Origin of the sequence: Streptomyces sp. NPDC102402, from assembly GCF_044765765.1 — a bacterium.
Lineage (GTDB): Bacteria > Actinomycetota > Actinomycetes > Streptomycetales > Streptomycetaceae > Streptomyces.
Map to the genome: position 1 here is coordinate 851,006 of NZ_JBIWKR010000003.1, position 24,258 is coordinate 875,263.

Annotated in this window: 22 protein-coding genes; 7 read left to right on the forward strand and 15 right to left on the reverse strand. The window is 72.8% G+C overall.

Features of this window, described 5'->3' with window-relative positions:
• Positions 1-2: 2 nt before the first annotated feature.
• Together ACIRJR_RS13385 and ACIRJR_RS13390 are read right to left on the reverse strand one after the other, a co-directional pair.
• A complete protein-coding gene (locus tag ACIRJR_RS13385) occupies positions 3-1,316 on the reverse strand; it encodes an NAD(P)/FAD-dependent oxidoreductase (protein ID WP_403778462.1) in 1,314 nt (437 codons plus the stop codon).
• Positions 1,317-1,501: 185 nt separating this feature from the next.
• Positions 1,502-2,401, reverse strand: a complete 900-nt coding sequence (locus ACIRJR_RS13390) for a TIGR01777 family oxidoreductase (RefSeq protein ID WP_403778465.1) — start codon at positions 2,399-2,401, stop codon at positions 1,502-1,504.
• Positions 2,402-2,462: 61 nt separating this feature from the next.
• Here ACIRJR_RS13390 and ACIRJR_RS13395 point away from each other — a divergent pair, with 61 nt between their 5' ends.
• Positions 2,463-2,990: a GNAT family N-acetyltransferase gene (locus ACIRJR_RS13395; RefSeq protein ID WP_403778468.1), complete on the forward strand. Its 528-nt coding sequence runs from the start codon at positions 2,463-2,465 to the stop codon at positions 2,988-2,990.
• Positions 2,991-3,062: 72 nt separating this feature from the next.
• Here ACIRJR_RS13395 and ACIRJR_RS13400 read toward each other — a convergent pair whose 3' ends face one another.
• The 8 genes from ACIRJR_RS13400 to ACIRJR_RS13435 form a co-directional block, all read right to left on the reverse strand.
• The gene (locus tag ACIRJR_RS13400; protein ID WP_403778471.1) at positions 3,063-3,584 is read right to left on the reverse strand and encodes a DUF4240 domain-containing protein; all 522 of its coding nucleotides are present in this window, start codon (positions 3,582-3,584) and stop codon (positions 3,063-3,065) included.
• An 83-nt stretch (positions 3,585-3,667) separates the two neighbouring features.
• Complete coding sequence (locus ACIRJR_RS13405) at positions 3,668-4,636, reverse strand: helix-turn-helix transcriptional regulator (RefSeq protein ID WP_403778474.1); 969 nt, start codon at positions 4,634-4,636, stop codon at positions 3,668-3,670.
• Between the two features lie 79 nt (positions 4,637-4,715).
• Entirely contained in the window at positions 4,716-7,385 is a 2,670-nt protein-coding gene (gene aceE / locus ACIRJR_RS13410) for a pyruvate dehydrogenase (acetyl-transferring), homodimeric type (RefSeq protein ID WP_403778477.1), read from the reverse strand.
• Positions 7,386-7,655: 270 nt separating this feature from the next.
• Positions 7,656-8,279 carry a GntR family transcriptional regulator gene (locus tag ACIRJR_RS13415; protein ID WP_403778480.1) on the reverse strand — a complete coding sequence of 208 codons (624 nt, stop codon included), beginning with the start codon at positions 8,277-8,279 and terminating at the stop codon, positions 7,656-7,658.
• A 147-nt stretch (positions 8,280-8,426) separates the two neighbouring features.
• Positions 8,427-10,211, reverse strand: coding sequence for a 2-oxoglutarate dehydrogenase, E2 component, dihydrolipoamide succinyltransferase (sucB, locus tag ACIRJR_RS13420; RefSeq protein ID WP_403778482.1), 1,785 nt, complete (start codon positions 10,209-10,211; stop codon positions 8,427-8,429).
• A gap of 58 nt (positions 10,212-10,269) precedes the next feature.
• On the reverse strand, positions 10,270-11,658 hold the full coding sequence (gene lpdA, locus ACIRJR_RS13425) for a dihydrolipoyl dehydrogenase (protein ID WP_403778485.1): 1,389 nt from the start codon (positions 11,656-11,658) through the stop codon (positions 10,270-10,272).
• 357 nt (positions 11,659-12,015) lie between these two features.
• Positions 12,016-13,566 (reverse strand): leucyl aminopeptidase, encoded by a 1,551-nt coding sequence (locus ACIRJR_RS13430; protein WP_403778489.1) that lies wholly within the window; start codon positions 13,564-13,566, stop codon positions 12,016-12,018.
• Positions 13,567-13,706: 140 nt separating this feature from the next.
• Positions 13,707-14,489, reverse strand: coding sequence for an adenosylcobinamide-GDP ribazoletransferase (locus tag ACIRJR_RS13435; RefSeq protein ID WP_403778493.1), 783 nt, complete (start codon positions 14,487-14,489; stop codon positions 13,707-13,709).
• Positions 14,490-14,576: 87 nt separating this feature from the next.
• Between ACIRJR_RS13435 and ACIRJR_RS13440 the strand changes: the two genes are divergently transcribed.
• Complete coding sequence (locus tag ACIRJR_RS13440) at positions 14,577-15,347, forward strand: hypothetical protein (RefSeq protein WP_403778496.1); 771 nt, start codon at positions 14,577-14,579, stop codon at positions 15,345-15,347.
• Between the two features lie 5 nt (positions 15,348-15,352).
• Here the strand turns inward: ACIRJR_RS13440 and cobT are convergent, their stop codons facing one another.
• Together cobT and ACIRJR_RS13450 are read right to left on the reverse strand one after the other, a co-directional pair.
• The gene (gene cobT / locus ACIRJR_RS13445) at positions 15,353-16,459 is read right to left on the reverse strand and encodes a nicotinate-nucleotide--dimethylbenzimidazole phosphoribosyltransferase (RefSeq protein ID WP_403778499.1); all 1,107 of its coding nucleotides are present in this window, start codon (positions 16,457-16,459) and stop codon (positions 15,353-15,355) included.
• A 114-nt stretch (positions 16,460-16,573) separates the two neighbouring features.
• Complete coding sequence (locus tag ACIRJR_RS13450) at positions 16,574-17,776, reverse strand: bifunctional adenosylcobinamide kinase/adenosylcobinamide-phosphate guanylyltransferase (RefSeq protein WP_403778502.1); 1,203 nt, start codon at positions 17,774-17,776, stop codon at positions 16,574-16,576.
• An 86-nt stretch (positions 17,777-17,862) separates the two neighbouring features.
• On the opposite strand from ACIRJR_RS13450, the gene ACIRJR_RS13455 reads away from it, so the two are divergent.
• Positions 17,863-18,066 carry a hypothetical protein gene (locus ACIRJR_RS13455; protein ID WP_099176312.1) on the forward strand — a complete coding sequence of 68 codons (204 nt, stop codon included), beginning with the start codon at positions 17,863-17,865 and terminating at the stop codon, positions 18,064-18,066.
• Between the two features lie 65 nt (positions 18,067-18,131).
• Here ACIRJR_RS13455 and ACIRJR_RS13460 read toward each other — a convergent pair whose 3' ends face one another.
• From ACIRJR_RS13460 to ACIRJR_RS13470, 3 genes are all read right to left on the reverse strand, one after another.
• The gene (locus tag ACIRJR_RS13460; protein ID WP_403778505.1) at positions 18,132-19,205 is read right to left on the reverse strand and encodes a S1C family serine protease; all 1,074 of its coding nucleotides are present in this window, start codon (positions 19,203-19,205) and stop codon (positions 18,132-18,134) included.
• 74 nt (positions 19,206-19,279) lie between these two features.
• On the reverse strand, positions 19,280-20,047 hold the full coding sequence (locus ACIRJR_RS13465; RefSeq protein WP_403778508.1) for a class I SAM-dependent methyltransferase: 768 nt from the start codon (positions 20,045-20,047) through the stop codon (positions 19,280-19,282).
• A 26-nt stretch (positions 20,048-20,073) separates the two neighbouring features.
• Entirely contained in the window at positions 20,074-20,673 is a 600-nt protein-coding gene (locus ACIRJR_RS13470; protein WP_403778511.1) for a DUF3043 domain-containing protein, read from the reverse strand.
• Positions 20,674-20,970: 297 nt separating this feature from the next.
• Here ACIRJR_RS13470 and ACIRJR_RS13475 point away from each other — a divergent pair, with 297 nt between their 5' ends.
• From ACIRJR_RS13475 to ACIRJR_RS13490, 4 genes are all read left to right on the forward strand, one after another.
• Positions 20,971-21,753 (forward strand): PspA/IM30 family protein, encoded by a 783-nt coding sequence (locus ACIRJR_RS13475; RefSeq protein WP_403778514.1) that lies wholly within the window; start codon positions 20,971-20,973, stop codon positions 21,751-21,753.
• 10 nt (positions 21,754-21,763) lie between these two features.
• Positions 21,764-22,042 (forward strand): hypothetical protein, encoded by a 279-nt coding sequence (locus ACIRJR_RS13480; protein WP_403778516.1) that lies wholly within the window; start codon positions 21,764-21,766, stop codon positions 22,040-22,042.
• A 130-nt stretch (positions 22,043-22,172) separates the two neighbouring features.
• Positions 22,173-23,441, forward strand: a complete 1,269-nt coding sequence (locus ACIRJR_RS13485) for a sensor histidine kinase (protein ID WP_403778519.1) — start codon at positions 22,173-22,175, stop codon at positions 23,439-23,441.
• Positions 23,438-24,127 carry a response regulator gene (locus ACIRJR_RS13490; RefSeq protein WP_403778522.1) on the forward strand — a complete coding sequence of 230 codons (690 nt, stop codon included), beginning with the start codon at positions 23,438-23,440 and terminating at the stop codon, positions 24,125-24,127. Before ACIRJR_RS13485 ends, ACIRJR_RS13490 begins: the two co-directional genes overlap by 4 nt.
• Positions 24,128-24,258: the final 131 nt, after the last annotated feature.

Here is a 24,258-nt window from a genome sequence, read left to right on the forward strand (position 1 = left end):
GCTCACGCGGCGGCGGGCAGACCCGTCCCGCCCGCGGGCCGCTTGTCCACCCCGAGGTCCGCGAGGATCGCCGAGGCGGCGCGCACGCCGGAGCGCAGGGCGCCCTGGACCGTGCTCGTGTCGCGGTGGTCGCCGCAGACGTACAGCCCGGCGAGCACCCGGACCGGGCGGAGCGGATCGTGGGGTGGCGGCATGGCGGGCACGGCCTCCGGGTCGTGACGGGAGGCCAGCAGCTCCCAGCCGTCGGTGGGGACGCCGTACAGCGTGGCCAGATGCGCGCGTACCGAGCGGTCGAGGTCGGGCGGCGGGGGACCGAGCACCGTGGAGGTGATCAGGGCCCGGCCGTCCGGAGCGCGTGAGGGATCGACCTCGCTCATCACGGCGGTGTGCGCGACCGGCCCCGAACGGTCCGCGTCCAGCAGCAGCCCGGCGCCCGTCGACGGCGCCTCCGGGGCGGTGTGGTGCAGCACGGTCACCGGGTGGAACAGGGGCATCCGCAGGCCCGGCAGCAGCTCGGCCGCGGCACCCGCCCCGGTGGCCAGCAGGAGCGACCGGCAGCTGAGCTCGCCGTGATCCTTGGTGCGCACGGCGGTGATGTCGGCGGCCGTCACATGCACGCCCGTGCGTACGGTCCCCGGCGGCAGGGCCGCCGCCAGCAACTCGGGCAGCGTCGCCGAACCGCCCGAGGGGACGCAGAGCCTGCCGCGGGCGTACTCCCGCAGGGTGAGGTCGGCCATCCGGCTCGACGTGGTGAGCCCGGGGTCGCCGAGCAGCGCCGAGAGCAGCGGACGCAGGAATCCGCCCACGACGCGGGGCGAGAGGCCGCGCGCCGACAGCGCCTCGCGCGCCGCCCGGTCGGGCCGGGTCAGGAGCCGGGACTCCGGAGTGGCGGCGAGCCGGGCCAGCCAGGCACCCAGCCTCGCCTGTTCGATCGCCCCGCCCAGGGGGGCGCGAGGGGCGCTCGAACGGGAGCGCGCAGCGCGAAGTGCGCCCCGCGCGCTCCGTACGTCCCCGGCGCGGTACTGCCGCCCCCCGCTGTGGACGAGCACCCCGGGGGCGAAGTCCCGCAGGACCAGCCCCTCGAGCCCCGGGGCGGTGCTCAGCTCCGGATACGCGGAACTGAGCAGCGGACTCAGATGGTCGAGCCGGAAGCCGTCCATGTCATGGGTGGCCATCCGGCCGCCCACCTGCGGTGCGGCCTCCAGGACGCTGACGTCCACCCCTGCGCCGATCAGCTGGTGCGCCGCCGAAAGGCCGGCGATCCCGGCCCCGATGATGACCACATCCGCGTGGTCCGATGTGTGTGCCCTGAGCACGTGCCCCTCCCCGAGTCGATACGACTGGTGGGGGGCTATTGCCCCCAACAGGCCTTCGGAAAGCCCGAGTTCGCATCGAGGCTAGGCGGATGGCCGAGAGAGGCGCAGTCGCGCGCACCCCGGGCACCGGTGCACGGGGTCGCACGGCGGCCCGACCGGGGGGTCCGGTGCCGGCCCGGCCGTGGTCAGCGCAGCGCGGCGCGCACGGCGTCGTCGATCCCCGGGAAGGCGAACGCGAATCCCGAGTCCAGAAGTTGGCCGGGCAGTACCCGCTGGCTGCCCAGGACGTCGCCGGCGAAGTCCCCGAGCGCGATCCGCAGGGCGGGCGCCGGCGCGGTGAACAGGGTCGGACGGTGCAGTACCCGCCCCATCGCGGCCGTCACCTCGCCGTTGGTGACGGGGGAGGGGCTCGTCAGATTCACCGGGCCCGAGAGCGTCTCCGTGTCCAGGAGGTACCGCATCGCCGCGACGTGGTCGTGGAGCGCGATGAAGCTCCAGTACTGGCGGCCGTCGCCCATCCGGCCGCCGAGGCCCGCCTTGAACAGCGGGAAGAGACGCCCCCAGGCTCCGCCCCGCCGGGAGACGACCAGACCGGTCCTGGCGTGGACCGTGCGCACGCCCGCCTCCTCGGCGGGAGCCGTGGCCTCTTCCCACTCCACGCACACGGACGGCAGGAAGCCCTCGCCGGGCGGGGCGCCCTCGTCGACCGCGCGGTCCCCGGTGTCGCCGTAGAAGCCGATGGCGGACCCGGAGAGCAGCACCTTCGGCGGGGTGTCCAGGGAGGCCACCGCCTCGGCGACGGCCGCCGTGCCCAGGACCCGGCTGTCGCGGATCTCCCGCTTGTACTCCTCGGTCCACCGGTGGTCCCCGACCCCGGCACCGGCGAGGTGGACCACGGCGTCGCAGCCGACCAGGCCCGCCACGTCGACGTACTGGCGCTTCGGGTCCCACTCCACCTCGTCGCCGGTGGCGGCCGGGCGGCGCACCAGGCGCACCACCTCGTGTCCGTCTGCCCGCAGCGAGCGCACGAGCGCCGCTCCGATGAGGCCGGTCGATCCGGTGACGGCGATTCGGGAACGCAGCATGACGCCCATCCTGCCCCATGTGCCTCCGGTCACACGGGAAGGGCATGGCACAGTGGCGCACATGTCCGCGTCACAGACCTGGTCCCTCCGCTCCGTTCGGCCCGCCCGGCCCGAGGACGAGACCGCGCTCGGGGAGCTCGACCGGGCGGCCTGGTCCCCCCTCCACGCCGTCCAGCCGAGGCCGCAGCCGCCGTACGCGCCCTTCTTCGACGACCGGCACCCGCCCGGCGAGTTCCTCGTCGCCGACGCGGTCGGTGAGGCGGGCGAGGTGAGTCCGGCCGGCTACCTCCGGCTGGGCCACCCGACGCCGCTCGCCTGCAACGCCCACGTGCGCCAGATCCAGGGCCTCGCCGTCGCCGGCTGGGCACGGCGTCAGGGCGTCGCACGGGCGCTGCTCCGCGCCGCGTACGCCGAGTCGCGGAGGCAGGGGGCCGGACGGCTCACCCTGCGCGTGCTCGGGCACAACACCGCCGCGCGGGCTCTGTACGAGGCGGAGGGCTTCACCGTGGAGGGTGTGCTGCCGGGGGAGTTCTTCCTGGGCGGGCGGTACGTCGACGACGTCCTGATGGGGCGTTCGACGGCGGCCTGACCGCGCGCCCGGGCTGGGGCCCGGGGCCCGCCGCGGGCCTCGCGGTGCCGGGCCGGGCCTCGGGCCGGGGCCTCAGACCGGGCCGAAGCGTTCCCAGAGTGCGGGGTAGCGCTCCGCGAGGGCCGCGGCGTCGTCGAATCCGAAGGGTGTTCCGGCCGGTTCCGTGGCCTGCGGCGGCAGCCCCAGATCGGGGGTGACGACGCCGGTGAGCTGCTCGTAGGCCTCGTCGGCGGCGTAGCCGAGGTCCTCGCCGTCCCCGTCGAGCTCCTCGTCGAAGTCGTCCAGCAACTCGGCCAGGGCGTCCGGGTCGTGCACGGCGCCCTCGAAGACCTCGCGGCCCTGCGCGATCAGCCAGCAGCGGAAGTAGTCGAACGCGTCGTCGCTCGCCCCGCCCAGCAGAACGGCGGCGGCGCCCCAGAGATCCCAGCGGTACGCGCGGTTGTAGCGGGCCTCGAAGTGCCTGGCGAAGTCGAGCACGGAGTCGGGGTCGAGCCGCACCAGCCGTTCGACGAGCAGGTCGGCGTGCTCCTCGGGGTCGCCCTCGGCGGCCTCGCGGGTGCTGTCGATGATCTCCCAGAACTCCGTCTCGTCCATCACTGGTCCAGCATCTGCCCCGAGGACGGGCGACGCACGCCCAGACACCGAAATGAAGCCTTCGGCATCACTTCCGGGCCACTTCAGTGGTAGAGGTCGCGCAGTCGTTCGGCGGTATCGGCCATGCGTTCGCGCAGGGCCGCGGGTGCGAGGACCTCCACCAGCGGTCCCAGGGCGAGCAGCTGTCCGTACGCCACCTCCAGGGACTCCACCGGCAGGACCACCGTGCTCAGCCCGTCCTCGTCCGGACCGGCCGCCCCGGCCAGCGCCTCGTCGGCGGCGGCCCGGTCCACGGCGTGCGGCAGCCGCCGCAGGCCCTCCTGGGGCAGCCGGACGGTCACCTCCGTACGCAGGAGCGACCGGGCGAACTGCGCCGCCCGCTCCTCCCAGAAGCGCGGCAGGTCGAAGTCCTCGTCCCGGACGAAACGGGCCGGGGACACGGTGACGGCGGTGAACCGGTCGATCCGGTACACCCGGACGTCGTCACCGGCCCGGGCGCACAGGTACCAGACACCTGCCTTCAGGACGAGTCCGTACGGGGCCAGTTCCCGCTCCACCTCGCCCGAGGGCCGGCGCCGGTAACGGGCCAGGACCAGTCGGTCGTCCCAGACGGCCTTCGCGAAGTCGGGCAGCAGTTCGGGGGTGACCGGATCGTGGTACCAGCCGGGAGCATCCAGATGGAAGCGCCGGGCAGCGCTGTGCGAGGCGTCCCGGAGCGAGGGGAGCAGGGCGGCCGAGACCTTCAGCCGGGCGACCGAAGCGGCGTCGCCGAGCCCCATCTCGCGCAGTGCGGAGGGCAGTCCGGACAGGAAGAGCGCCTCGGCCTCATGGCGGGCCAGCCCGGTGAGCCCGGTCCGGTAGCCGCCCACGAGCCGATAGCCGCCGGCGCGGCCGCGGTCGGCGTAGACGGGCACACCCGCCTCGGAGAGGGCCTGGGCGTCCCGGGTCACGGTGCGCTCCGACACCTCCAGCTCCCCGGCCAGTTCGGCGCCGGTCATGGAGGGCCGGGACTGCAGGAGCAGCACCATCTTGATCAGCCTGGCAGCACGCATGGACCCATTGTGGGGCGGGCCCGGAGAGCACGGCGGGGGCGGGTACCGGGGGACACCCGGTACCCGCCCCCGCGCGGACTCACATCCCGTACTTCTCCCGGGCCTCCTTGACCTTGGAGACCGGGATCTCGCCGCGGCGGGCCAGCTGGGCCAGCGCCGCGACCGTGACCGACTCGGCGTCGACACCGAAGTGGCGGCGGGCACCCTCACGGGTGTCGGAGAGGCCGAAGCCGTCCGTGCCCAGCGAGGACCAGTCCTGCTCCACCCACTGGCTGATCGAGTCCGGTACCGCCCGCATCCAGTCGCTCACCGCGAGGACCGGGCCCGGCGCGCCGGAGAGCGCCTGGGTCACGTACGGCACGCGCTCCTCACCGCGGAGCAGGGCCTCGTCGGACTCCAGCGCGTCGCGGCGCAGCTCGCCCCACGAGGTGGCGGACCAGACGTCGGCCGTGACACCCCAGTCGGCTGCGAGCAGCTCCTGGGCCTTCAGCGCCCAGTGGATCGCCGTGCCCGAGCCGATGAGCTGGAGGCGCGGGGCGTCCGCTCCGGCGGGCGTGCCCTCCTTGAAGCGGTACAGACCCTTGACGATGCCCTCCTCGACGCCCTCGGGCATCGCGGGCTGCTGCTTCGGCTCGTTGTAGACCGTCAGGTAGTAGAAGACGTTCTCGGCCTCGGGGCCGTACATCCTCCGCAGACCGTCCTTGACGATGACCGCGATCTCGTACGCGAACGCGGGGTCGTAGTTGAGCGACGCCGGGTTCGTGGACGCGATCAGGTGCGAGTGGCCGTCCGCGTGCTGGAGACCCTCACCCGTCAGGGTCGTACGCCCGGCGGTGGCGCCCACGATGAAGCCCTTGCCGAGCTGGTCGGCGAGCTGCCACATCTGGTCGCCGGTCCGCTGCCAGCCGAACATCGAGTAGAAGATGTAGAACGGGATCATCGTCTCGCCGTGCGTCGCGTACGACGAGGCGGCGGCGATGAAGTCGGCCATGGCACCGGCCTCGGTGATCCCCTCGTTGAGGATCTGGCCGTCCTTGGCTTCCTTGTAGTACATCAGCTGGTCGCGGTCGACCGGCTCGTACGTCTGGCCCAGCGGCGAGTAGATGCCGGCCGACGGGAACAGCGACTCCATACCGAAGGTACGGGCCTCGTCCGGGACGATCGGAACCCAGCGCCTGCCGGTCTCCTTGTCCCGCATCAGGTCCTTCACCAGGCGGACGAACGCCATGGTGGTCGCCATCTCCTGCTTGCCGGACCCCTTGTACAGGGCCTTGAAGGCGCGCTCCTCCGGCTGGGGCAGCGCGACGGCGTGCACCCGGCGGGCGGGGGCCGGACCACCGAGGGCGGCACGGCGCTCCTGGAGGTAGCGGACCTCGGGGGAGTCGGCGCCCGGGTGGCCGTAGGGGACCAGCCCGTCCTCGAAGGCGCTGTCCGGGATCGGGAGGCCGAGCAGCTCGCGCATGCCCTTGAACTCGTCGATCGACAGCTTCTTCATCTGGTGGTTGGCGTTCTTGGACTCGAAGCCCTTGCCGAGCGTGTAGCCCTTGACCGTCTGGGCCAGGATCACGGTCGGCGCGCCCTTGTGCTCGACCGCCGCACGGTAGGCCGCGTACACCTTGCGGGCCTCGTGGCCACCGCGGGAGCTGTAGAAGCACTCGGCGATCTTCGCGTCGCTCAGCAGCTTCGCCAGCTCGGCGAGCGCGGGCTCGGCGCCGAAGAAGTGCTCGCGGATGTAGGCCACGTCGCGCGTCGCGTACGTCTGGAACTGAGCGTCCGGGACCTCGCGGAGACGGCGGATCAGCGCGCCCGTGGTGTCCAGCTGGAACAGCTCGTCCCAGGCGTTGCCCCAGAGCGTCTTGATGACGTTCCAGCCGGCTCCGCGGAACGCGCCCTCGAGCTCCTGGACCACGCGGAAGTTGGCGCGGACCGGGCCGTCGAGGCGCTGCAGGTTGCAGTTGATGACGAAGGTCAGGTTGTCGAGCTGCTCGCGGGCCGCGAGGGCGAGGGCGGCGGTCGACTCGGGCTCGTCCATCTCGCCGTCGCCCAGGAAGGCCCAGACGTGCGAGTTCGACGTGTCCTTGATCTTGCGGTTGGTCAGGTAGCGGTTGAAGCGCGCCTGGTAGATCGCCGAGAGCGGGCCGAGGCCCATCGACACGGTGGGGAACTCCCACAGCCAGGGCAGCCGCCGCGGGTGGGGGTAGGACGGCAGGCCGTCGCCCCCCGACTCCTGGCGGAAGTTGTCGAGCTGCTGCTCGCTGATGCGGCCGTCGAGGAAGGCGCGGGCGTAGATGCCGGGCGAGGCGTGGCCCTGGATGTAGAGCTGGTCGCCGGAGCCGTCACCCTCCTTGCCGCGGAAGAAGTGGTTGAAGCCGGTCTCGTACAGCCAGGCCGCCGAGGCGAACGTGGCGATGTGACCGCCGACGCCGTACCGGGCGCCACGGGTGACCATCGCGGCCGCGTTCCAGCGGTTCCACGCGGTGATCTTCGATTCCATCTCCAGGTCGCCGTCGAACGCGGGCTCGGCGGAGGTGGGGATGGTGTTGACGTAATCGCTCTCCAGCAGCTTGGGCAGCGCGATGCCGGCGCCCTCAGCGTGCTGGAGCGAACGCCGCATCAGGTACGCGGCGCGGTGCGGGCCCGCGGCCTTGGTGACGGCGTCCAGGGAGGCCGCCCACTCGGCGGTCTCCTCGGGGTCGCGGTCCGGGAGCTGGTCGAGCTCGCTCGGAAGCTTTGCTACGGGGTCGGTCATGATCGCCGCCTTCCGGAGTGGGAGGGGGTGGAGAAGGCCCTGACTGGCAGGACAGGGCGATCGGGCCGGTGGGCCCGCGAATGAACTGTAAGTCGCCGATCGATGATCGATCAAAGGGTGAAGGGCAAAACTTCTCGATATGAAGAAAAGTGGCATGCGGTGCCGCGAATCAGGGCACGGAGTGACGGGAGCAAGGGGGTGAAACGGGCATCGACCCGCACGGTGGAGCGCCCTGCGCCGCAGATGGGCGCGCTGGTCCGCAGCCGGACCTCAGGCGCGCGGCGCGCACCCGAGGACGTGCTCCTTCACCAGCACGGCGATCCGGGGGTCCCGCCGGAGGAACGCCTCGATGAGCGCCTCGTGCTCCTCGGCGTACGACTTCTGCACGGTGCCCAGCCAGCGGATCGACAGGGCCGTGAACACCTCGATGCCCAGCCCTTCCCAGGTGTGGAGCAGGACGGCGTTCCCCGCGGCCCGCACCATCTCCCGGTGGAAGGCCACCGTGTGCCGCACCTGGCCCTCGCCGTCGGCGAGCCGGTCCGCCTCGTACAGTGCCGCCACGTGCGGGGCGAGTGCCGAGCAGTCCTCGCCGAGCGCGGGCGCCGCCAGCTCCGCCGCGATCTGCTCGAGCCCGGCGCGTACCGGGTAGCTCTCCTCCAGATCGGCCGCGGTGAGATTCCGTACCCGGACGCCCTTGTTGGGCGCGGACTCGATCAGCCGCAGTGTCTCCAGCTCCCGCAGCGCCTCGCGCACCGGCGTCTGGCTGACCTCCAGCTCGGTGGCGATACGGCGCTCCACGATCCGTTCGCCCGGCTTCCAGCGCCCGCTGACTATCCCCTCCACGATGTGCTCGCGGATCTGTTCGCGCAGCGAGTGGACGACGGGCGGGGTCATGAGGAGCTCCTTCGGAGGCGAACCGGTGCTGCCTGCGCGACACGGTGGCGGAGACGACCGGTGGTGTCTAGACAATACGGCGGCGCCCCCGCCCGGATGTGTTCCGGACGGGGGCGCCGCTGGTGAGGCTCGTTACAGCTGTGCGGCTCAGAGACCGAGCTCGACCTCGAACTCGCCCGCCTCGAGGATCGCCTTGACCGTGGTCAGGTAACGGGCGGCGTCCGCGCCGTCCACCAGACGGTGGTCGTAGGAGAGCGAGAGGTAGGTCATGTCACGGACGCCGATGACGGTGCCCTCGGCGGTCTCGATGACCGCCGGACGCTTGACCGTGGCACCGATGCCCAGGATGGCCGCCTGGTTCGGCGGCACGATGACCGTGTCGAACAGCGCACCGCGCGAACCGGTGTTGCTGACCGTGAAGGTGGCACCGGACATGTCGTCCGGGGTCAGGCCGCCACCGCGGGCCTTGCCGGCCAGCTCGGCGGTCTTCTTCGCGATACCGGCGATGTTCAGGTCGCCCGCACCCTTGATGACCGGGGTCATCAGACCCTTCTCGGCGTCCACGGCGATGCCGATGTTCTCCGAGTCGAAGTACGTGATGGTGCCCTCGTCCTCGTTGATCCGGGCGTTGACGACCGGGTGGGCCTTCAGCGCCTGGGCCGCGGCCTTCACGAAGAACGGCATCGGGGACAGCTTGACGCCCTCACGGGCGGCGAAGGACTCCTTCGCCTGGTTGCGCAGCTTCATCAGCTTGGTGATGTCGACCTCGAGGACCGAGGTCAGCTGGGCCTGCGAGTGCAGGGCCTTCATCATGTTGTCGCCGATGACCTTGCGCATGCGGGTCATCTTGACCGTCTGACCGCGCAGCGGGGACGCCTCCACCTTCGGCGCGGCCTTGGCCGCGGGAGCGGCGGCGGCCGGAGCCGGAGCGGCCGCGGCGGCCTTGGCGGCCTCCGCGGCGGCGACGACGTCCTGCTTGCGGATACGGCCACCGACGCCGGTGCCCTTGACCGCGCCCAGGTCGACGCCGTTCTCGGCGGCGAGCTTGCGGACCAGCGGTGTGACGTACGCGCCGTCGTCACCGGAGGGCGCCGAGGGGGCGGCCGGAGCCGGAGCGGCGGCGGCGGGCGCCGGCGCCGGGGCGGCCGGAGCCTGGGCGGCGGGGGCCGGTGCCGGAGCGGCGGGCGCGGCCGGAGCCGGTGCCGGAGCCGCGGGGGCGGCCGGTGCCGGAGCCGGAGCGGCGGGGGCGGCCGGTGCCGGGGCGGCGGCGGGGGCCGGGGCGGCCTCGGCCGGAGCAGCGGCCGGAGCGGCGCCAGGAGCGCCGATGACGGCGAGCTTGGCGCCCACCTCGGCGGTCTCGTCCTCGCCGACGACGATCTCCAGCAGCACACCGGCGACCGGGGCGGGGATCTCGGTGTCGACCTTGTCGGTGGAGACCTCGAGCAGGGGCTCGTCCTCCGCGACCTCCTCGCCGACCTCCTTCAGCCAGCGGGTGACGGTGCCCTCGGTGACGCTCTCGCCGAGCGCGGGGAGGGTGACGTCGGTGCCCGAGGCGCCACCGGCCGGAGCGGCGGCGGGGGCCTCGGCGGCAGGGGCTTCGGCGGCGGGGGCCTCGGCTGCGGGGGCCGGTGCGGCCTCCTCGGCCGGGGCGGCCTCCGGCTCGGCGGCCGGAGCGGCCTCGGCGGGCGCGCCCGAGCCGTCGTCGATGACGGCCAGCTCGGCGCCGACCTCGACGGTCTCGTCCTCGGCGACCTTGATGGACGCGAGTACGCCCGAGGCGGGCGCGGGGATCTCGGTGTCGACCTTGTCGGTCGAGACCTCGAGCAGCGGCTCGTCGGCCTCGACGTGCTCGCCCTCTGCCTTCAGCCAGCGGGTGACGGTGCCCTCGGTGACGCTCTCGCCGAGCGCCGGAAGGGTTACGGAAACCGACATGGTTTCAGTTGCTCCTTACGAAAGTGCGTGGAAGTGGTCGGTCGTCCCCGGGACTGGATCAGTCGTGGGAGTGGAGCGGCTTGCCGGCGAGGGCCATGTGGGCCTCACCCATCGCCTCGCTCTGCGTCGGGTGGGCGTGGACGAGCTGCGCGACCTCGGCCGGCAGCGCCTCCCAGTTGTAGATCAGCTGGGCTTCGCCGACCTGCTCGCCCATACGGTCACCGACCATGTGGACGCCGACCACGGCACCGTCCTTGACCTGGACGAGCTTGATCTCGCCGCCGGTCTTGAGGATCTTGCTCTTGCCGTTGCCCGCCAGGTTGTACTTGAGGGCCACGACCTTGTCCGCGCCGTAGATCTCCTTGGCCTTGGCCTCGGTGATGCCGACGGAGGCGACCTCGGGGTGGCAGTACGTCACCTTCGGGACACCGTCGTAGTCGACCGGCACGGTCTTGAGGCCGGCGAGCCGCTCCGCCACGAGGATGCCCTCGGCGAAGCCGACGTGCGCGAGCTGCAGCGTCGGGACCAGGTCACCGACTGCCGAGACGGTCGGGACGTTGGTCTGCATGTACTCGTCGACGAGGACGTAGCCGCGGTCCATCGCGACCCCGGCCTCCTCGTAGCCCAGGCCCTGCGAGACCGGGCCGCGGCCGATCGCGACCAGCAGCACCTCCGCCTCGAAGGTCTTGCCGTCGGCGAGGGTCACCCGCACGCCGTCCTGCGTGTACTCGGCCTTGTCGAAGAAGGTGCCGAGGTTGAACTTGATGCCGCGCTTACGGAACGCGCGCTCAAGAAGCTTCGAGCTGTTCTCGTCCTCGACCGGGACCAGGTGCTTCAGGCCCTCGACGATGGTGACGTCGGTGCCGAACGACTTCCACGCCGAGGCGAACTCGACGCCGATGACGCCGCCGCCCAGGACGATCGCGGACGTCGGCACGCGGTCCAGCTTCAGCGCGTGGTCCGAGGAGATGATGCGGTTGCCGTCGATCTCCAGGCCCGGCAGCGACTTCGGCACGGAGCCGGTCGCCAGCAGCACGTGGCGGCCCTGGACGCGCTGGCCGTTCACGTCCACCGAGGTGGGCGAAGAGAGACGGCCCTCACCCTCGATGTAGTGCACCTTGCGCGAGGCGATGAGACCCTGCAGGCCCTTGTACAGCCCCGAGATCACGTCGTCCTTGTACTTGTGGACGGCCGCCATGTCGATGCCCTCGAAGGTGGCCTTCACGCCGAACTGCCCGGCCTCGCGGGCCTGGTCGGCGATCTCGCCGGCGTGCAGCAGCGCCTTCGTGGGGATGCAGCCGTTGTGCAGGCAGGTGCCGCCGACCTTGCCCTTCTCGATCAGTGCGACGTCCAGGCCCAGCTGAGCTCCGCGCAGGGCCGCGGCGTAACCGCCGCTACCACCGCCGAGGATCACTAGGTCGAAAACGGTGCTGGCGTCGTTCGCCACGTCACGTCCTCCATGCATGTGCGCCGTATGCCGGGCCCCGTCGCTGGGGTGTGACCGGCCGGTCGGCTGGTGTGCGGCCGCTTGCGTTATTCGGCCCTGTGGTGGGGGCCCTGTCCTGCCGAGAACCCATCTTCGCACTTGTTGGGCGCGGGCGGGACGCGGGCCCCTGCTCCGGGCCGGACGAAGATCAGGACCGGCCGGTTACCGATGCGTGCAGATTTCAGGATAAATGCCGGTCGGAGCCGCACGGAGCAGCGCCCACGGCCCCGGGCTCGTGCCCGGGGCCGTGGGCGCTGCGAGCGGACCTCGCGCGCGGGTCCGTGTGCGGGGTCCGTGTGCGGACGCCGGCTCCGGCACTCAGCCGAGGTCGCCCGCCGCGGTGCGCTCCGCCAGCCGCACCAGGGTGCGGACCGCGGATCCGGTGCCGCCCTTGGGCGTGTAGCCGTACGGGGCGCCCTCGTGGAAGGCCGGGCCCGCGATGTCCAGGTGTGCCCAGGCGATGCCCTCGCCCACGAACTCCTGCAGGAACAGTCCGGCCACCAGACCGCCGCCCATCCGCTCGCCCATGTTGGCGATGTCGGCGGTCGGGGAGTCCATGCCCTTGCGCAGGTCGGCGGGGAGCGGCATCGGCCAGGACGCCTCACCGACCTCCTCGGCGATCTCGTGGATCGACGTACGGAAGGCGTCGTCGTTGGCCATGACACCGAAGGTGCGGTTGCCGAGGGCGAGGACCATGGCGCCCGTCAGGGTCGCCACGTCGACGATCGCGTCGGGCTTCTCCTCGGAGGCGCGGGTCAGCGCGTCGGCGAGGACGAGACGGCCCTCGGCGTCGGTGTTGAGGACCTCGACGGTCTTGCCGCTGTACATGCGCAGCACGTCGCCGGGGCGGGTGGCGTTGCCGGACGGCATGTTCTCGGCGAGGGCCAGCCAGCCGGTCACGTTGACCTGGAGGCCGAGGCGCGAGGCCGAGACGACGGCGGCGAACACGGCGGCGGCGCCGCTCATGTCGCACTTCATCGTCTCGTTGTGCCCGGCCGGCTTGAGCGAGATGCCGCCCGAGTCGTAGGTGATGCCCTTGCCGACCAGGGCGAGCGTCTTCTCCGCCTTGGGGTGGGTGTAGGAGAGCTTGACCAGGCGCGGGCCGTGCGTGGAGCCCTGGCCGACACCGAGCAGACCGCCGAAGCCGCCCTTGACGAGCGCCTTCTCGTCCAGGACCTGCACCTTGATGCCGTGCTCCTTGCCGGCGGCGGTGGCCACGGCGGCGAAGGACTCGGGGTACAGGTCGTTCGGCGGGGTGTTGATCAGGTCGCGGGCCCGGTTGATCTCCTCGGTGACCGCGACGGCGCGCTCGGCGGCCGCCTTGAAGGCCTTGTCACGCGGCTTGGCGCCGAGCAGGGCGACCTCGCCGAGCGGAAGCTTCGCCGGGCTCTTGGCGCCCTTGGGGGCCAGCTTGTTCTCGCCGCCCTGGTAGGCGGTGAACGCGTACGCACCGAGCAGTGCGCCCTCCGCGACGGCCCCGGCGTCCTCGACGGACTCCGTCGGCAGCGCGAAACCGGCCTTCTTCGAACCCTTCAGCGCACGCGCGGCGCTGCCCGCGGCCCGGCGGAGCACCTCGGCGTCGTACGCGTCGTCCTTCGCCGGGACCGGGCCGAGGCCGACCGCGATGACGACCGGGGCCTTGAGGCCGGACGGCGAGGGGAGCTTGGTCACTTCGCCCTCGGCACCGGAGGCGCCCAGGGTCTCCAGGACGGTGGCGAGCTTCCCGTCGAACGCCTTGTCCACGGCCTCGGCGCCCGGTGCGACGACCAGGTTCCCCGCCTTGGGCCCAGCGCCCTTGGCGACGCCGACGACGAGTGCGTCGGCGCGCAGCGTCGCCGCACCTGAGGTGCTGAGAGTGAGAGCAGTCACGGTGGTGAAATCTCGCTTCCGTTGAGTTGTGTGTCGGTCGAGGGGTGGGCCGACCGCGCCCGGCGCATCGTAGCCCCGCCGCTCTGTGCCGGGAATGAGCCTACGCGCGCCGATGCGTCCCGCTCACGGGGGCGGGGCAGTCAGCCCAGCGACAGGGCCAGCAGGGCCGCCGTCGCCGCCGTCTCCTCCAGTGCCCCGAAGACGTCCCCGGTGACGCCGCCGAAGCGCCGTACGCAGTGACGGAGCATCAACTGGGCGGCCACGACACCTGCCAGCGCGGCGGCGGCCTGGTGCAGGGCGGCGCCGTGGCCGCCCGCCAGGGCGCCCGCCGCCGCGCAGCACGTGACCGCCGCGCAGGCCGTGGCCGCCGCTCCCAGGGGAGGGACGGTGCCCGCCACCACCGCGCCGAGCCCTTCCGGCCGGGCGGGCGGGACGCCCCTGCGCGAGGCCAGGGTGAGGGCGAGACGGGCGGTGACGGCGGCGGTGACCGTGCCCAGGGCCCCTTCGGCCCAGCCCTGGCCGTACAGCTCGAAGAGCGCCGCGACCTGGGCCAGCAGGACCAGCACCAGGGTGATCACACCGAACGGGCCGATGTCCGACTGCTTCATGATCCGCAGCGCGTCCTCGGCGGGCTTCGCGCTGCCGAGCCCGTCGGCGGTGTCCGCGAGCCCGTCCAGATGCAGCCCCCGGGTCAGTGCGGCGGGGAGCGCGGCGGAGGCCACCGCGGACAGCAGGGGACCCGCCCCGGCCAGCAGGAGCAGCACCCCGGGGACGGCCGCGAGCAGTCCCACGGCCAGTCCGGCGACCGGTGCGCACAGCATGCCCGCGCGGGCGGCGCCGCGGTCCCAGCGGGAGACGCGAACGGGGAGCGCGGTCAGGGTGCCGAAGGCGAAACGCAGCCCGTGGCTGTTCAGGGAGGTCACCGCGCGCACGCTAGCCGGTGCGGTGGCGCGCTAGATTGGGCAAAGTTACCCAAAAGCCGCATAGGTGGGTCCTCGGATGGAGGTGGCATGGGTCACTGGTTCCAGCAGAACATCGTCGAGCCGGGCAAGCTCCCGCTGCTGCTGGCCCTCAGCGCCTTCGTGCTGACCTTCGCCGTCACCCGGATGATCACCCGGATGATCAGGGCGGGGAAGGGGCCGTTCCGCAACGTCACGCCGGGCGGTGTGCACGTCCACCACGTCGTGCCCGGCGTCGTGCTCTCGGTGGTCGGCGGGTTCGGTGCGGTGGCGAGCGGCCAGCAGGGCGTCGCCGCGGGGATCCTCGCGGTGGTCTTCGGGGTGGGGGCCGGCCTGGTCCTCGACGAGTTCGCGCTGATCCTCCACCTCGACGACGTGTACTGGACGGAGGAGGGCCGCCAGAGCGTCGAGGTCGTCGTCCTCACGGCCTCACTCGTCCTGCTCGTGCTCGCGGGCTTCTCGCCGCTCGGCGTGGACGAGCTGACCGGGGAGCAGCAGCAGAACAGGCTGGGCGTCACGCTGACCTACGTCTTCAACTTCGGCCTGGTGCTGATCAGTCTGTTCAAGGGCAAGGCCCGGATGGCGGTCCTCGGGACCCTCGTCCCGTTCGTCGCGCTGATCGGCGCGGTCCGGCTGGCCCGTCCCGCGTCGCTGTGGGCGAGGCGCTTCTACCGCCGGCGCCACCGGGCCCGCGCCAGGGCGGTGCTGAGGGCGTATCACCACGACGTCCGCTGGGTGGGGCCCCGGCGCCGCTTCCAGGACCTGATCGGCGGGGCCCCTGACAGGGCCCCGCTGCCGCCCGGGCCCGACCGGGGGCCCTGAGACGCTCAGGCGGTCGACTCCGCGGGTTCCACGGTGCCCGAGGACTCCTCTCCGGCCTCCTCGCCGGCCGGCTCCCGCACACGCTCCGGGAGCTCCGCCGCCAGTGCCGCGGCGGCCTGGACGAGCGGCAGCGCCAGCAGGGCGCCGCTTCCCTCACCCACCGTCACCCCGTGGTCCAGCAGTGGCGTCAGTGCCATCCGGTCCAGGGCCTTCACCTGTGCCGGCTCCCCGCTGAGCTGTCCCGCCAGCCACCAGTCCGGCGCCCGGAAGGCCGCCCGCTGGGCCACCAGCGCACACGCCGCCGAGACCACGCCGTCCAGCACCACGGGCATCCGGCGCACCGCGCTCTGCAGCAGGAACCCGGTCGTCGCGGCCAGATCCGCACCGCCCACCGCGGCCAGCAGCTCCAGCTGGTCGCCGAGGACCGGCCGGGCCCGCCGCAGCGCGTCCCGGATCGCCGCACACTTGCGCATCCACGCCAGATCGTCGATCCCGGCACCGCCCCGCCCGGTCACCACCGAGGCGTCCGTGCCGCAGAGGGCCGCGATCAGGGTCGAGGCCGCCGTCGTGCCGCCGACGCTCAGATCACCCAGCACCACGAGGTCCGTGCCGGAGTCGGCCTCCTCGTCGGCGATGCGCATCCCGAGCCGCACGGCCTGCTCGGCCTCCTCGGCCGTCAGCGCGTCCTCGACGTCGATCCGGCCGCTGCCGCGCCGCACCCGGTCGCGTACGACCGCTTCGGGCAGCAGCCCGGGGTCGCAGTCCAGCCCGGCGTCCACGATCCGTACGGGGACGGAGAAACGGCGGGCCAGCACGGCGACGGGGCTCGCACCGTCCAGCACCGCCCGGACGAGCTCGTGCGCGGTCCCGGCGGCCCGGCCTGAGACCTCCAGCTCCGCCACCCCGTGGTCGCCCGCGAACAGCACCACACGCGGCTGGCCGACCGCCTTGACCGGGACCGACTGCTGGGCGGCCGACAGCCATTCACCCAGCTCGTCGAGCCGGCCGAGCGCGCCGACGGGGACGGCGAGCCGCTCCCGGCGTTCCTCGGCATCACGCCGTACGCCCCCGTCGGGGCGCTCGATCAGGTCGGAGAAGTCGTCCAGATTCACGGGGGTCTGCCTCGCGGGTCGGCGCTGTGTGGGCCGGAACCCGCCGGGGGGTTCCTCTGCGGAACAGTACCCGGCACCGCCTCCCGCACCCCCGGCCCCGCACGTGACCGGGCCTCAGCCCCGCAGTACCAGGGCCTGGCCCGCGACCACCAGCAGCACCTGCTCGCACTCGGCGGCGAACGCCGCGTTCAGACGTCCCAGTTCGTCCCGGAAGCGCCGCCCGGACACCGTCGCCGGGACCACGCCCGAGCCCGTCTCGTTGGTCACGGCGACGACCGTACGCCGTGTCCCGCGCACCGCTCGGACCAGCTCGGACACCCGTTCGCGCAGCTTCTCCTCCCCGCCGTCCTCCCACCGGCCGTCGTCCCAGGCGTCGACCCGGTCCATCGCGTCCGTCAGCCACAGGGACAGGCAGTCGATGAGCAGCGGCGGGCCGTCCTGCTCCAGCAGTCCCGCCAGCTCGCAGGTCTCCTCGGTGCGCCAGGCGGCAGGTCTGCGCTCCCGGTGCGCCCCGATCCGGGCGTCCCACTCCGCGTCACCCTCACGGCGGCCGCCCGTCGCCACGTACACCACCTCGGGAAAGGTCTCCAGACGCCGTTCGGCCTCCACCGACTTCCCCGACCGCGCGCCGCCCGTGACCAGCGTGCGCCGGGGCGCCTCCGGGACGGCGTGGTAGGCGCCCACCGGCAGGGTCGTCCCGTCCGGCACGGCCCGCGCGCCACCGGCCGCGAGCCGGCGGTCCAGCTCGGCGCCCGTCGGGGCGTCGTGGTCCAGATGGACGGCGATCACCTCGGTGGTGGGCCCTACGGCCCCGGCCGCACGCAGTCTGGCCACCGCGTCCGGCCGCGCGACGACATCGCCCACGACCATGTCGTACGGCTCCGCCACCGGGTCGGCGAGACCCGCGGGGGAGGCCCCGGGCGGCAGGTAGAGCAGGCGCTCGCCCTCCGGCGAGGTCACCTCGTAGCCGGTGCCCGGCGCGTCCATGGCCAGGGCCCGGATCCGGTGTCCGCTGATCAGCGTCAGCTCCTGGCCGTCGGGGACGCGGCTCGCCGCCGGGAGCGAGGCGGGCAGCTCCATGGCGGGCCCGTCGTGAGGATGGGTCAGCAGCACCTGCCGGACGGCGGCGAGCGAGCGGCCCGCGCGGGCGGCGGCGAACACGGCGCCCGGGGTCAGGTCCAGGAGCAGGGCGTCGTCCACGAGCAGCGCGGTCGCCGCCCGGGCCCCCGTACCGCGGGAGGCCGCGCAGGCGGCGCAGGGGCATTCGGGCCGCGGCAGCCCGTCGGGGGCTCCGGTGCCGAGCAGTGTCAGTTCCACGTGCCGATCCTCCCGTGTCCATGAACCACCTGCGCGCCCGGGACACCCACTAGTCTTCGGGGAGCAACGTGACCCAGGAGGCGGACATGGCGTGGACGTGGCGGTTCGAGAAGTCCGACGGTACGGAGACGGAGCCGGCGCTGCAGCCGGAGGAGTTCACGACTCAGGGCGACGCTGAGTCCTGGATCGGTGAGTTCTGGAAGGAGCTCCTCGAGGGCGGCGCGGACCAGGTGACGCTCTTCGAGGACGCGACGAAGATCTACGGTCCGATGAGCCTCCAGGCCGACTGAGGCCGGCGCGCCCGCCCGGACCCAGGCGTCCGGGCGGGCCGCGCGGCGGCGGTGCCGGCCCGCTCTCAGATCTCGCCCAGGGTGACTTCGGCGGTCCTCGACGCCTTCCCCCGTGTGTACGTCACCGAGACCTTCTCGCCCGGCCTGTCGCCCGCCAGTGCCTCCGAGAGCGAGGTGATCGTCGTGACCCGGGTGTCACCGATGCGGGTGATGATGTCCCCGGCGCGCAGGCCCGCCTTCTCGGCGGCGCCGCCCTTCAGGGTGGTGACGACGGCGACCCCGGCCGGCTTGTAGGCGTCGTCGACGACGGTGCGGCCCGTGATGTCCAGCGCCGCCCGGCCCGAGTCGGTGACCTTCCCGGACTCGATGATCTGGTCGGCGACCGTCCGCACCATCGAGACGGGGATGGCGAACCCGATCCCCGGTGCCGCGCTGTCCCCCAGCTGGGGGTCCGTCGCCGCGAGCGTCGGGATGCCGATCACCTCGCTGTCGAGATTCACCAGGGCACCGCCGCTGTTTCCGGGGTTGATCGCCGCCGATGTCTGCACCATGTCGGCGAGCGTCGCCCCGGTCCCGCCGCCCGAGCGGCTCTCGCTCACGGTCCTGCCCACGGCCGAGACGATGCCCTGGGTGACGCTGCTGGACAGGCCGAGGGGGGAGCCCATGGCCAGGACGATCTGCCCCACCTCGACCTCGTCGGTGTCCCCGAACTCCGCGGCCCGCAGCCCGTCGGGGGCGTCGTCGAGCTTGATGACGGCGAGGTCCTGCTCCGGATAGGCGGAGACCAGGGATGCCTTGAGCACCTTCTCGCCGGTGGCGACGGTGACGTCGAAGGTCTTCGTGTCGCCCACGACGTGGGCGTTCGTCACGATGTGGCCCTTGCCGTCGTAGACGATGCCCGAGCCGAGCCCGTCCCCGGCGCCGATCTGCACGACGGAGGGCAGGACGTCCTTGATGACGCTCCGGTACTGATCCTCGAGATCGCCCACGTCCCGGACCGCCGCGGCCTCCTGGGCCGGGGCGGCGGCGGGGGCCGGCCCGGGGCCGGTGCAGCCGCCCGCCAGCGCGATCGCGCAGGCGCCGGCGGCCAGGGGCGTGAGGGAGCGTCGTACCCGGCTGCGGGAAGGGGTTGCGTCCATTCCCGGAGTATCGCCAGGGCCCGCCGTGGGCGGCCTGTGCTGCTGGGCCGATCAGGCGTACGGCGCAGGCCCGGTCAGCCGCGTACCCCGCACAGGTGCAGCAGCGCCGCCACCCCGCGGTACGGATCGGTCCGCCCCGCGCGGTCCTCGGCGGCGAACACCCGCGCCAGCTCCTCGGGACCGGGGAGTTCCGCCTCGTTGCCCACGTTGTCCGTGAAGACCCGCACGCCGTACCAGGCGTGCAGCGGGGCGGCGATCCCGGCGAGGGTGGCCCGCAGTACCTCGAGCCGGTCCGCCCGGACGTCGAGGCCGAGCCTGTTCGTGTACGTGTCCGTGTCGAAGGCCGCGAGGGCGCCGGCGAAGTCGCCCGCCGCTCCCGGGCGCATCGCCAGGGCGTCCGCGTTCCGCACGAGCAGCGAGAGCAGCCCGCCCGGCGCCAGCATCCGGGCCAGGCCGGCCAGCAGGGGATCAGGCTCGGAGACGTACATCAGCACGCCGTGGCAGAGGACCACGTCGAAGCTGCCCGGCAGGAAGTGCACCCCGGTGTCACGGCCGTCGCCCTCGATGAGCCGCACCCGCTCCCGGATGCCCTCGGGCTCGCCCGCCAGGGACTCCCTGGCCGACCGGAGCATCTCGGCGTCGGACTCCAGGCCCGTCACGGAGTGGCCGGCCCGGGCCAGGCGCAGTGCCTGCGTGCCCTGGCCCATGCCGACGTCGAGGACCCGCAGCCGCTGCCCCACGGGGAAGCGCCCGGCTATCTGCTCGTCGAGCTGCCGGGCGACGAGCTCCTGGCGGACCGTGTTGCGCAGTCCGCCGAGCCCGCCCAGCCACTGGGAGGACACCCCCGTGAAGCCGGAGGTCTCCGTGCTCAGGGCCGCTCTCCCCGCTTGACCTGAGGCTTGGGCAGACGCAGACGCCGCATCTGGAGCGTACGCATCAGGCCGTAGGCCACGGCGCCGCGCTTCGGGGTGTCCGGGAAGCGCTGTGCCAGCTGCTTCTTGAGACGGAACGCGAGGCCGATGGAGTCGACGACGATCAGCACGATCACCCCGAGCCAGAGCAGCAGCGAGATGTTCTGGATGTTCTGGACCTGGATCACGCTGAGGATCAGGATGACCACCGCGAGCGGAAGGAAGTACTCCGCGATGCAGAAGCGCGAGTCCACGAAGTCACGGACGAAGCGCCGTACGGGCCCCTTGTCACGTGCCGGCAGATAGCGCTCGTCGCCCGACGCGAGCGCCTCCCGCTGCCGGGCCATGTCCGCCCGGCGGGCTTCGCGCTGGCGCTTCGCGGCCTCCTTGCGATCGGTCGGCGTGCCGCTGGAGGCTCGCCGGCGCTGCGTCTGGGCATCGCTGCGCTTGGGGGTGGGGCGACCTTTGGGAGCCTGAGGGTCGCGGGGCTGCTTGGAGAGGTCCGCCGTCACCTTGCCGGTGGGGGCCTTCTCTTCCTTGGAACGGCTACGGAACACAAAACCCAAGGGTACGGGGTCGCCCGGGAGTACCGGGGACCGGCCGGGAACGATCCGGCAACGGCCTGCGTCCTGAAAAGTGTCCCGACAGGGGCAGAACGGACGTTGCCGACGTGATCCCCGAGGTTCCTCTACTCCCTGGGCGGGAGCGGTCGCCCACGGCAGTCGTCCTTGCGGAGGAGCACATCCGCGCTCGAACAGTGCGGTAATGGAGACAGGGCCCGTACTGTGGGTTCTGTTGGAGTGCTGGAGCTCAGTTGAGTCAGAAGGGGGCGCGCGAAGCCCATGAGCGGTGTCATGAAGCGTATGGGGATGATCTTCCGCGCGAAGGCAAACAAGGCCCTTGACCGGGCCGAGGATCCGCGCGAGACCCTCGATTACTCGTACCAGAAGCAGCTCGAGCTGCTCCAGAAGGTGCGCCGCGGTGTCGCCGATGTGGCGACCTCGCGCAAGCGGCTGGAGCTGCAGCTGAACCAGCTGCAGGGGCAGTCGTCCAAGCTGGAGGACCAGGGCCGCAAGGCGCTCGCCCTCGGCCGTGAGGACCTGGCCCGTGAGGCGCTGTCCAGGCGTGCCGCCCTCCAGCAGCAGGTCAGCGACCTGGAGACGCAGCACCGGACGCTGCAGGGCGAGGAGGAGAAGCTCACCCTCGCGGCCCAGCGGCTGCAGGCCAAGGTGGACGCCTTCCGCACGAAGAAGGAGACCATCAAGGCCACCTACACGGCGGCCCAGGCCCAGACCCGGATCGGTGAGGCGTTCTCCGGCATCTCCGAGGAGATGGGCGACGTCGGCCTCGCCATCCAGCGGGCCGAGGACAAGACCCAGCAGCTGCAGGCCCGCGCGGGGGCCATCGACGAGCTGCTGGCCTCCGGTGCTCTCGACGACCCGTCCGGTACGGCGAAGGACGACATCGCCGCCGAGCTGGACCGGATCTCCGGTGGTACGGATGTAGAACTGGAACTGCAGCGCATGAAGGCCGAGCTGGCCGGCGGATCCGCCGGGCAGCAGCAGGCCATCGAGGGCGGCGCCGAGGACGCGGCACCGCAGTCGCAGCAGTCACCGCACAAGTTCGACAAGCAGTGAGGGCGGCGTCATGATCGTACGGATCATGGGGGAGGGCCAGGTCAGCCTGGCCGACAGTCATGTCGCCGAGCTGAACGAGCTCGACGACATACTCCTCGCGGAGATGGAGAGCGGTGACGGACCCGGCTTCCGCACCACGCTCCACGCGCTGCTGGACAAGGTGCGCGAGCTCGGCTCGCCGCTCCCCGACGACTCCCTGGAGCCGTCCGAACTGATCCTGCCGGCGCCCGGCGCCACCCTCGAAGAGGTGCGTTCCATGCTCCGCGACGACGGGCTCATCCCCGGCTGACCGGGCCCGCCCGCCCCGCACTCCCCACCGTGCCCCGCCCCGGTCCGTCCGGCGCGGGGCACCGTGCCGTGACGTGGGCCGGAGGCCGGACGGACCGGCCCCGCGACGGCACGCCGTACCGTGGTACGACGTGACCACCCTCGGAACCGGGCTCGTACGCGCCCGCCGCTGGCTGCGCGGCCATCCCCTCGCCTTCGACGGCGGCCTGGCCCTCGCCGTGCTCGCCTGCATGATCTGCGCGTCGTTCGCCGAGCCCGAACCGGGCCACGGCCCCGTCTTCGGCGCGCGCGTGCCCGAGCCGTCGAGCGTGCTGCTGATGGTGCTCGGCGCCGGAGCACTCGTCCAGCGGCGGCGCAGTCCCATGGCGGTCCTCGGAGTGACCGGACTCCTGTCCGTCGTCGAGTTCGTCCTCATGGACCCGCCCGCCCCCGTCGTCATGAGCGCGGTCATCGCGCTCTTCACCGTCGCGGCCAGCACCGACCGTCCCACCACCTGGCGCGTCGGCCTGCTCACCATGGGCGGGCTGGCCGTGTCCGCGATGGCGGCCGGTACGACGCCCTGGTACAGCCAGGAGAACCTGGGCGTCCTCGCCTGGACCGGCCTGGCCGGTGCCGCCGGCGACGCGGTCCGCAGCAGGCGCGCGTTCATCGACGCGATCAGGGAACGGGCCGAACGCGCGGAGCGCTCCCGCGACGAGGAGGCCCGCCGGAGGGTCGCCGAGGAACGGCTGAGGATCGCCCGGGACCTGCACGACGTCGTCGCCCACCACATCGCCCTGGTCAACGTCCAGGCCGGAGTCGCGGCCCACGTCATGGACAAGCGCCCCGACCAGGCGAAGGAGGCGCTTGCCCACGTACGGGAGGCCAGCCGCTCCGCGCTCAACGAGCTGCGCGCCACGGTCGGGCTGCTGCGCCAGTCCGGCGACCCCGAGGCACCCACCGAGCCCGCCCCGGGGCTCGCCGTCCTCGGCACCCTGCTCGGCACCTTCCGCAACGCCGGGCTCCCCGTGGAGGTGGCCTGCACCGACCCGGACAGCCCGCTGCCCGCGGCGGTGGACCTCGCGGCCTACCGGATCATCCAGGAGGCCCTGACCAACGTGCGCAAGCACGCGGGCACCGGTGTGAAAGCCGAGGTGAGCGTCGTACGGGTCGGGGAGACCGCGGAGATCACCGTGCTCGACAACGGCACGGGAGCGCATCTGCCGCCCGCTCAGGCGGACGGGGGCGGACACGGCCTGCTGGGCATGCGCGAGCGGGTCACCGCCCTCGGCGGCACCCTCACCGCGGGTCCCCGCTACGGTGGAGGATTCCGGGTCCATGCGATCCTGCCCGTCACGTCCCGCACCCGGGCGCCGGAGCGGCCGGGGACGACGGGGACGATGACGGAGGGACGTGCGTGACGCCCATCAAGGTGCTGCTCGCCGACGACCAGGCGCTGCTGCGCAGCGCGTTCCGGGTGCTGGTCGACTCCGAGCCCGACATGGAGGTCGTCGGCGAGGCCGCCGACGGGGAACAGGCCGTGGCGATGGCCCGCTCGACCCGCGCCGACGTCGTGCTGATGGACATCAGGATGCCGGGCACCGACGGGCTCGCCGCGACGCGGATGATCAGCGCTGACCCGGACCTCGCGGGGGTCCGGATCGTCATGCTCACCACCTTCGAGGTCGACGAGTACGTCGTGCAGTCCCTGCGCGCGGGAGCCTCCGGGTTCCTGGGCAAGGGCGCGGAACCGGACGAGCTGCTCAACGCCATCCGGGTCGCCGCGGCCGGTGAGGCGCTGCTCTCCCCGGTCGCCACCAAGGGCCTCATCGCCACCTTCCTCGCCCAGGGCGGCAGCGGTGGCGAGGGCCTCGACGGAGCCGGGTACTCCCAGCGGCTCGCCGCGCTCACCGGGCGCGAGCGCGAGGTGCTCGTCCAGGTCGCGGGCGGGCACTCCAACGACCAGATCGCCGACCGGCTCGTGGTCAGCCCCCTCACCGTGAAGACCCATGTCAACCGGGCCATGGCGAAGCTGGGCGCGCGGGACCGGGCCCAATTGGTGGTCATTGCGTACGAATCGGGCCTGGTCCGTCCCCGGGTGGAGTGACGGGTGGAGACCCGGCTACTCCAGCTGCGGTATGCGCGGGATAAAAAGGCAACCCGGGGGCCGACGCTTTCGCTCACGGAACCGGCGATCGTATAGACGGGCGGACTGTGTCCCCCGCGATCGCCGGACCG

Excerpts from the sequence above, each read along its gene's own strand:
- ACIRJR_RS13400 (WP_403778471.1), bottom strand. The coding sequence starts at position 3,584 with ATGGACGAGACGGAGTTCTGGGAGATCATCGACAGCACCCGCGAGGCC.
- ACIRJR_RS13455 (WP_099176312.1), top strand. The coding sequence starts at position 17,863 with ATGGCGTGGACGTGGCGGTTCGAGAAGTCCGACGGTACGGAGACGGAG.
- ACIRJR_RS13475 (WP_403778514.1), top strand. The coding sequence starts at position 20,971 with ATGAAGCGTATGGGGATGATCTTCCGCGCGAAGGCAAACAAGGCCCTT.
- ACIRJR_RS13395 (WP_403778468.1), top strand. The coding sequence starts at position 2,463 with ATGTCCGCGTCACAGACCTGGTCCCTCCGCTCCGTTCGGCCCGCCCGG.
- ACIRJR_RS13390 (WP_403778465.1), bottom strand. The coding sequence starts at position 2,401 with ATGCTGCGTTCCCGAATCGCCGTCACCGGATCGACCGGCCTCATCGGA.
- sucB (WP_403778482.1), bottom strand. The coding sequence starts at position 10,211 with ATGTCGGTTTCCGTAACCCTTCCGGCGCTCGGCGAGAGCGTCACCGAG.
- ACIRJR_RS13405 (WP_403778474.1), bottom strand. The coding sequence starts at position 4,636 with ATGCGTGCTGCCAGGCTGATCAAGATGGTGCTGCTCCTGCAGTCCCGG.
- ACIRJR_RS13415 (WP_403778480.1), bottom strand. The coding sequence starts at position 8,279 with ATGACCCCGCCCGTCGTCCACTCGCTGCGCGAACAGATCCGCGAGCAC.
- ACIRJR_RS13480 (WP_403778516.1), top strand. The coding sequence starts at position 21,764 with ATGATCGTACGGATCATGGGGGAGGGCCAGGTCAGCCTGGCCGACAGT.
- ACIRJR_RS13460 (WP_403778505.1), bottom strand. The coding sequence starts at position 19,205 with ATGGACGCAACCCCTTCCCGCAGCCGGGTACGACGCTCCCTCACGCCC.
- aceE (WP_403778477.1), bottom strand. The coding sequence starts at position 7,385 with ATGACCGACCCCGTAGCAAAGCTTCCGAGCGAGCTCGACCAGCTCCCG.
- ACIRJR_RS13440 (WP_403778496.1), top strand. The coding sequence starts at position 14,577 with ATGGGTCACTGGTTCCAGCAGAACATCGTCGAGCCGGGCAAGCTCCCG.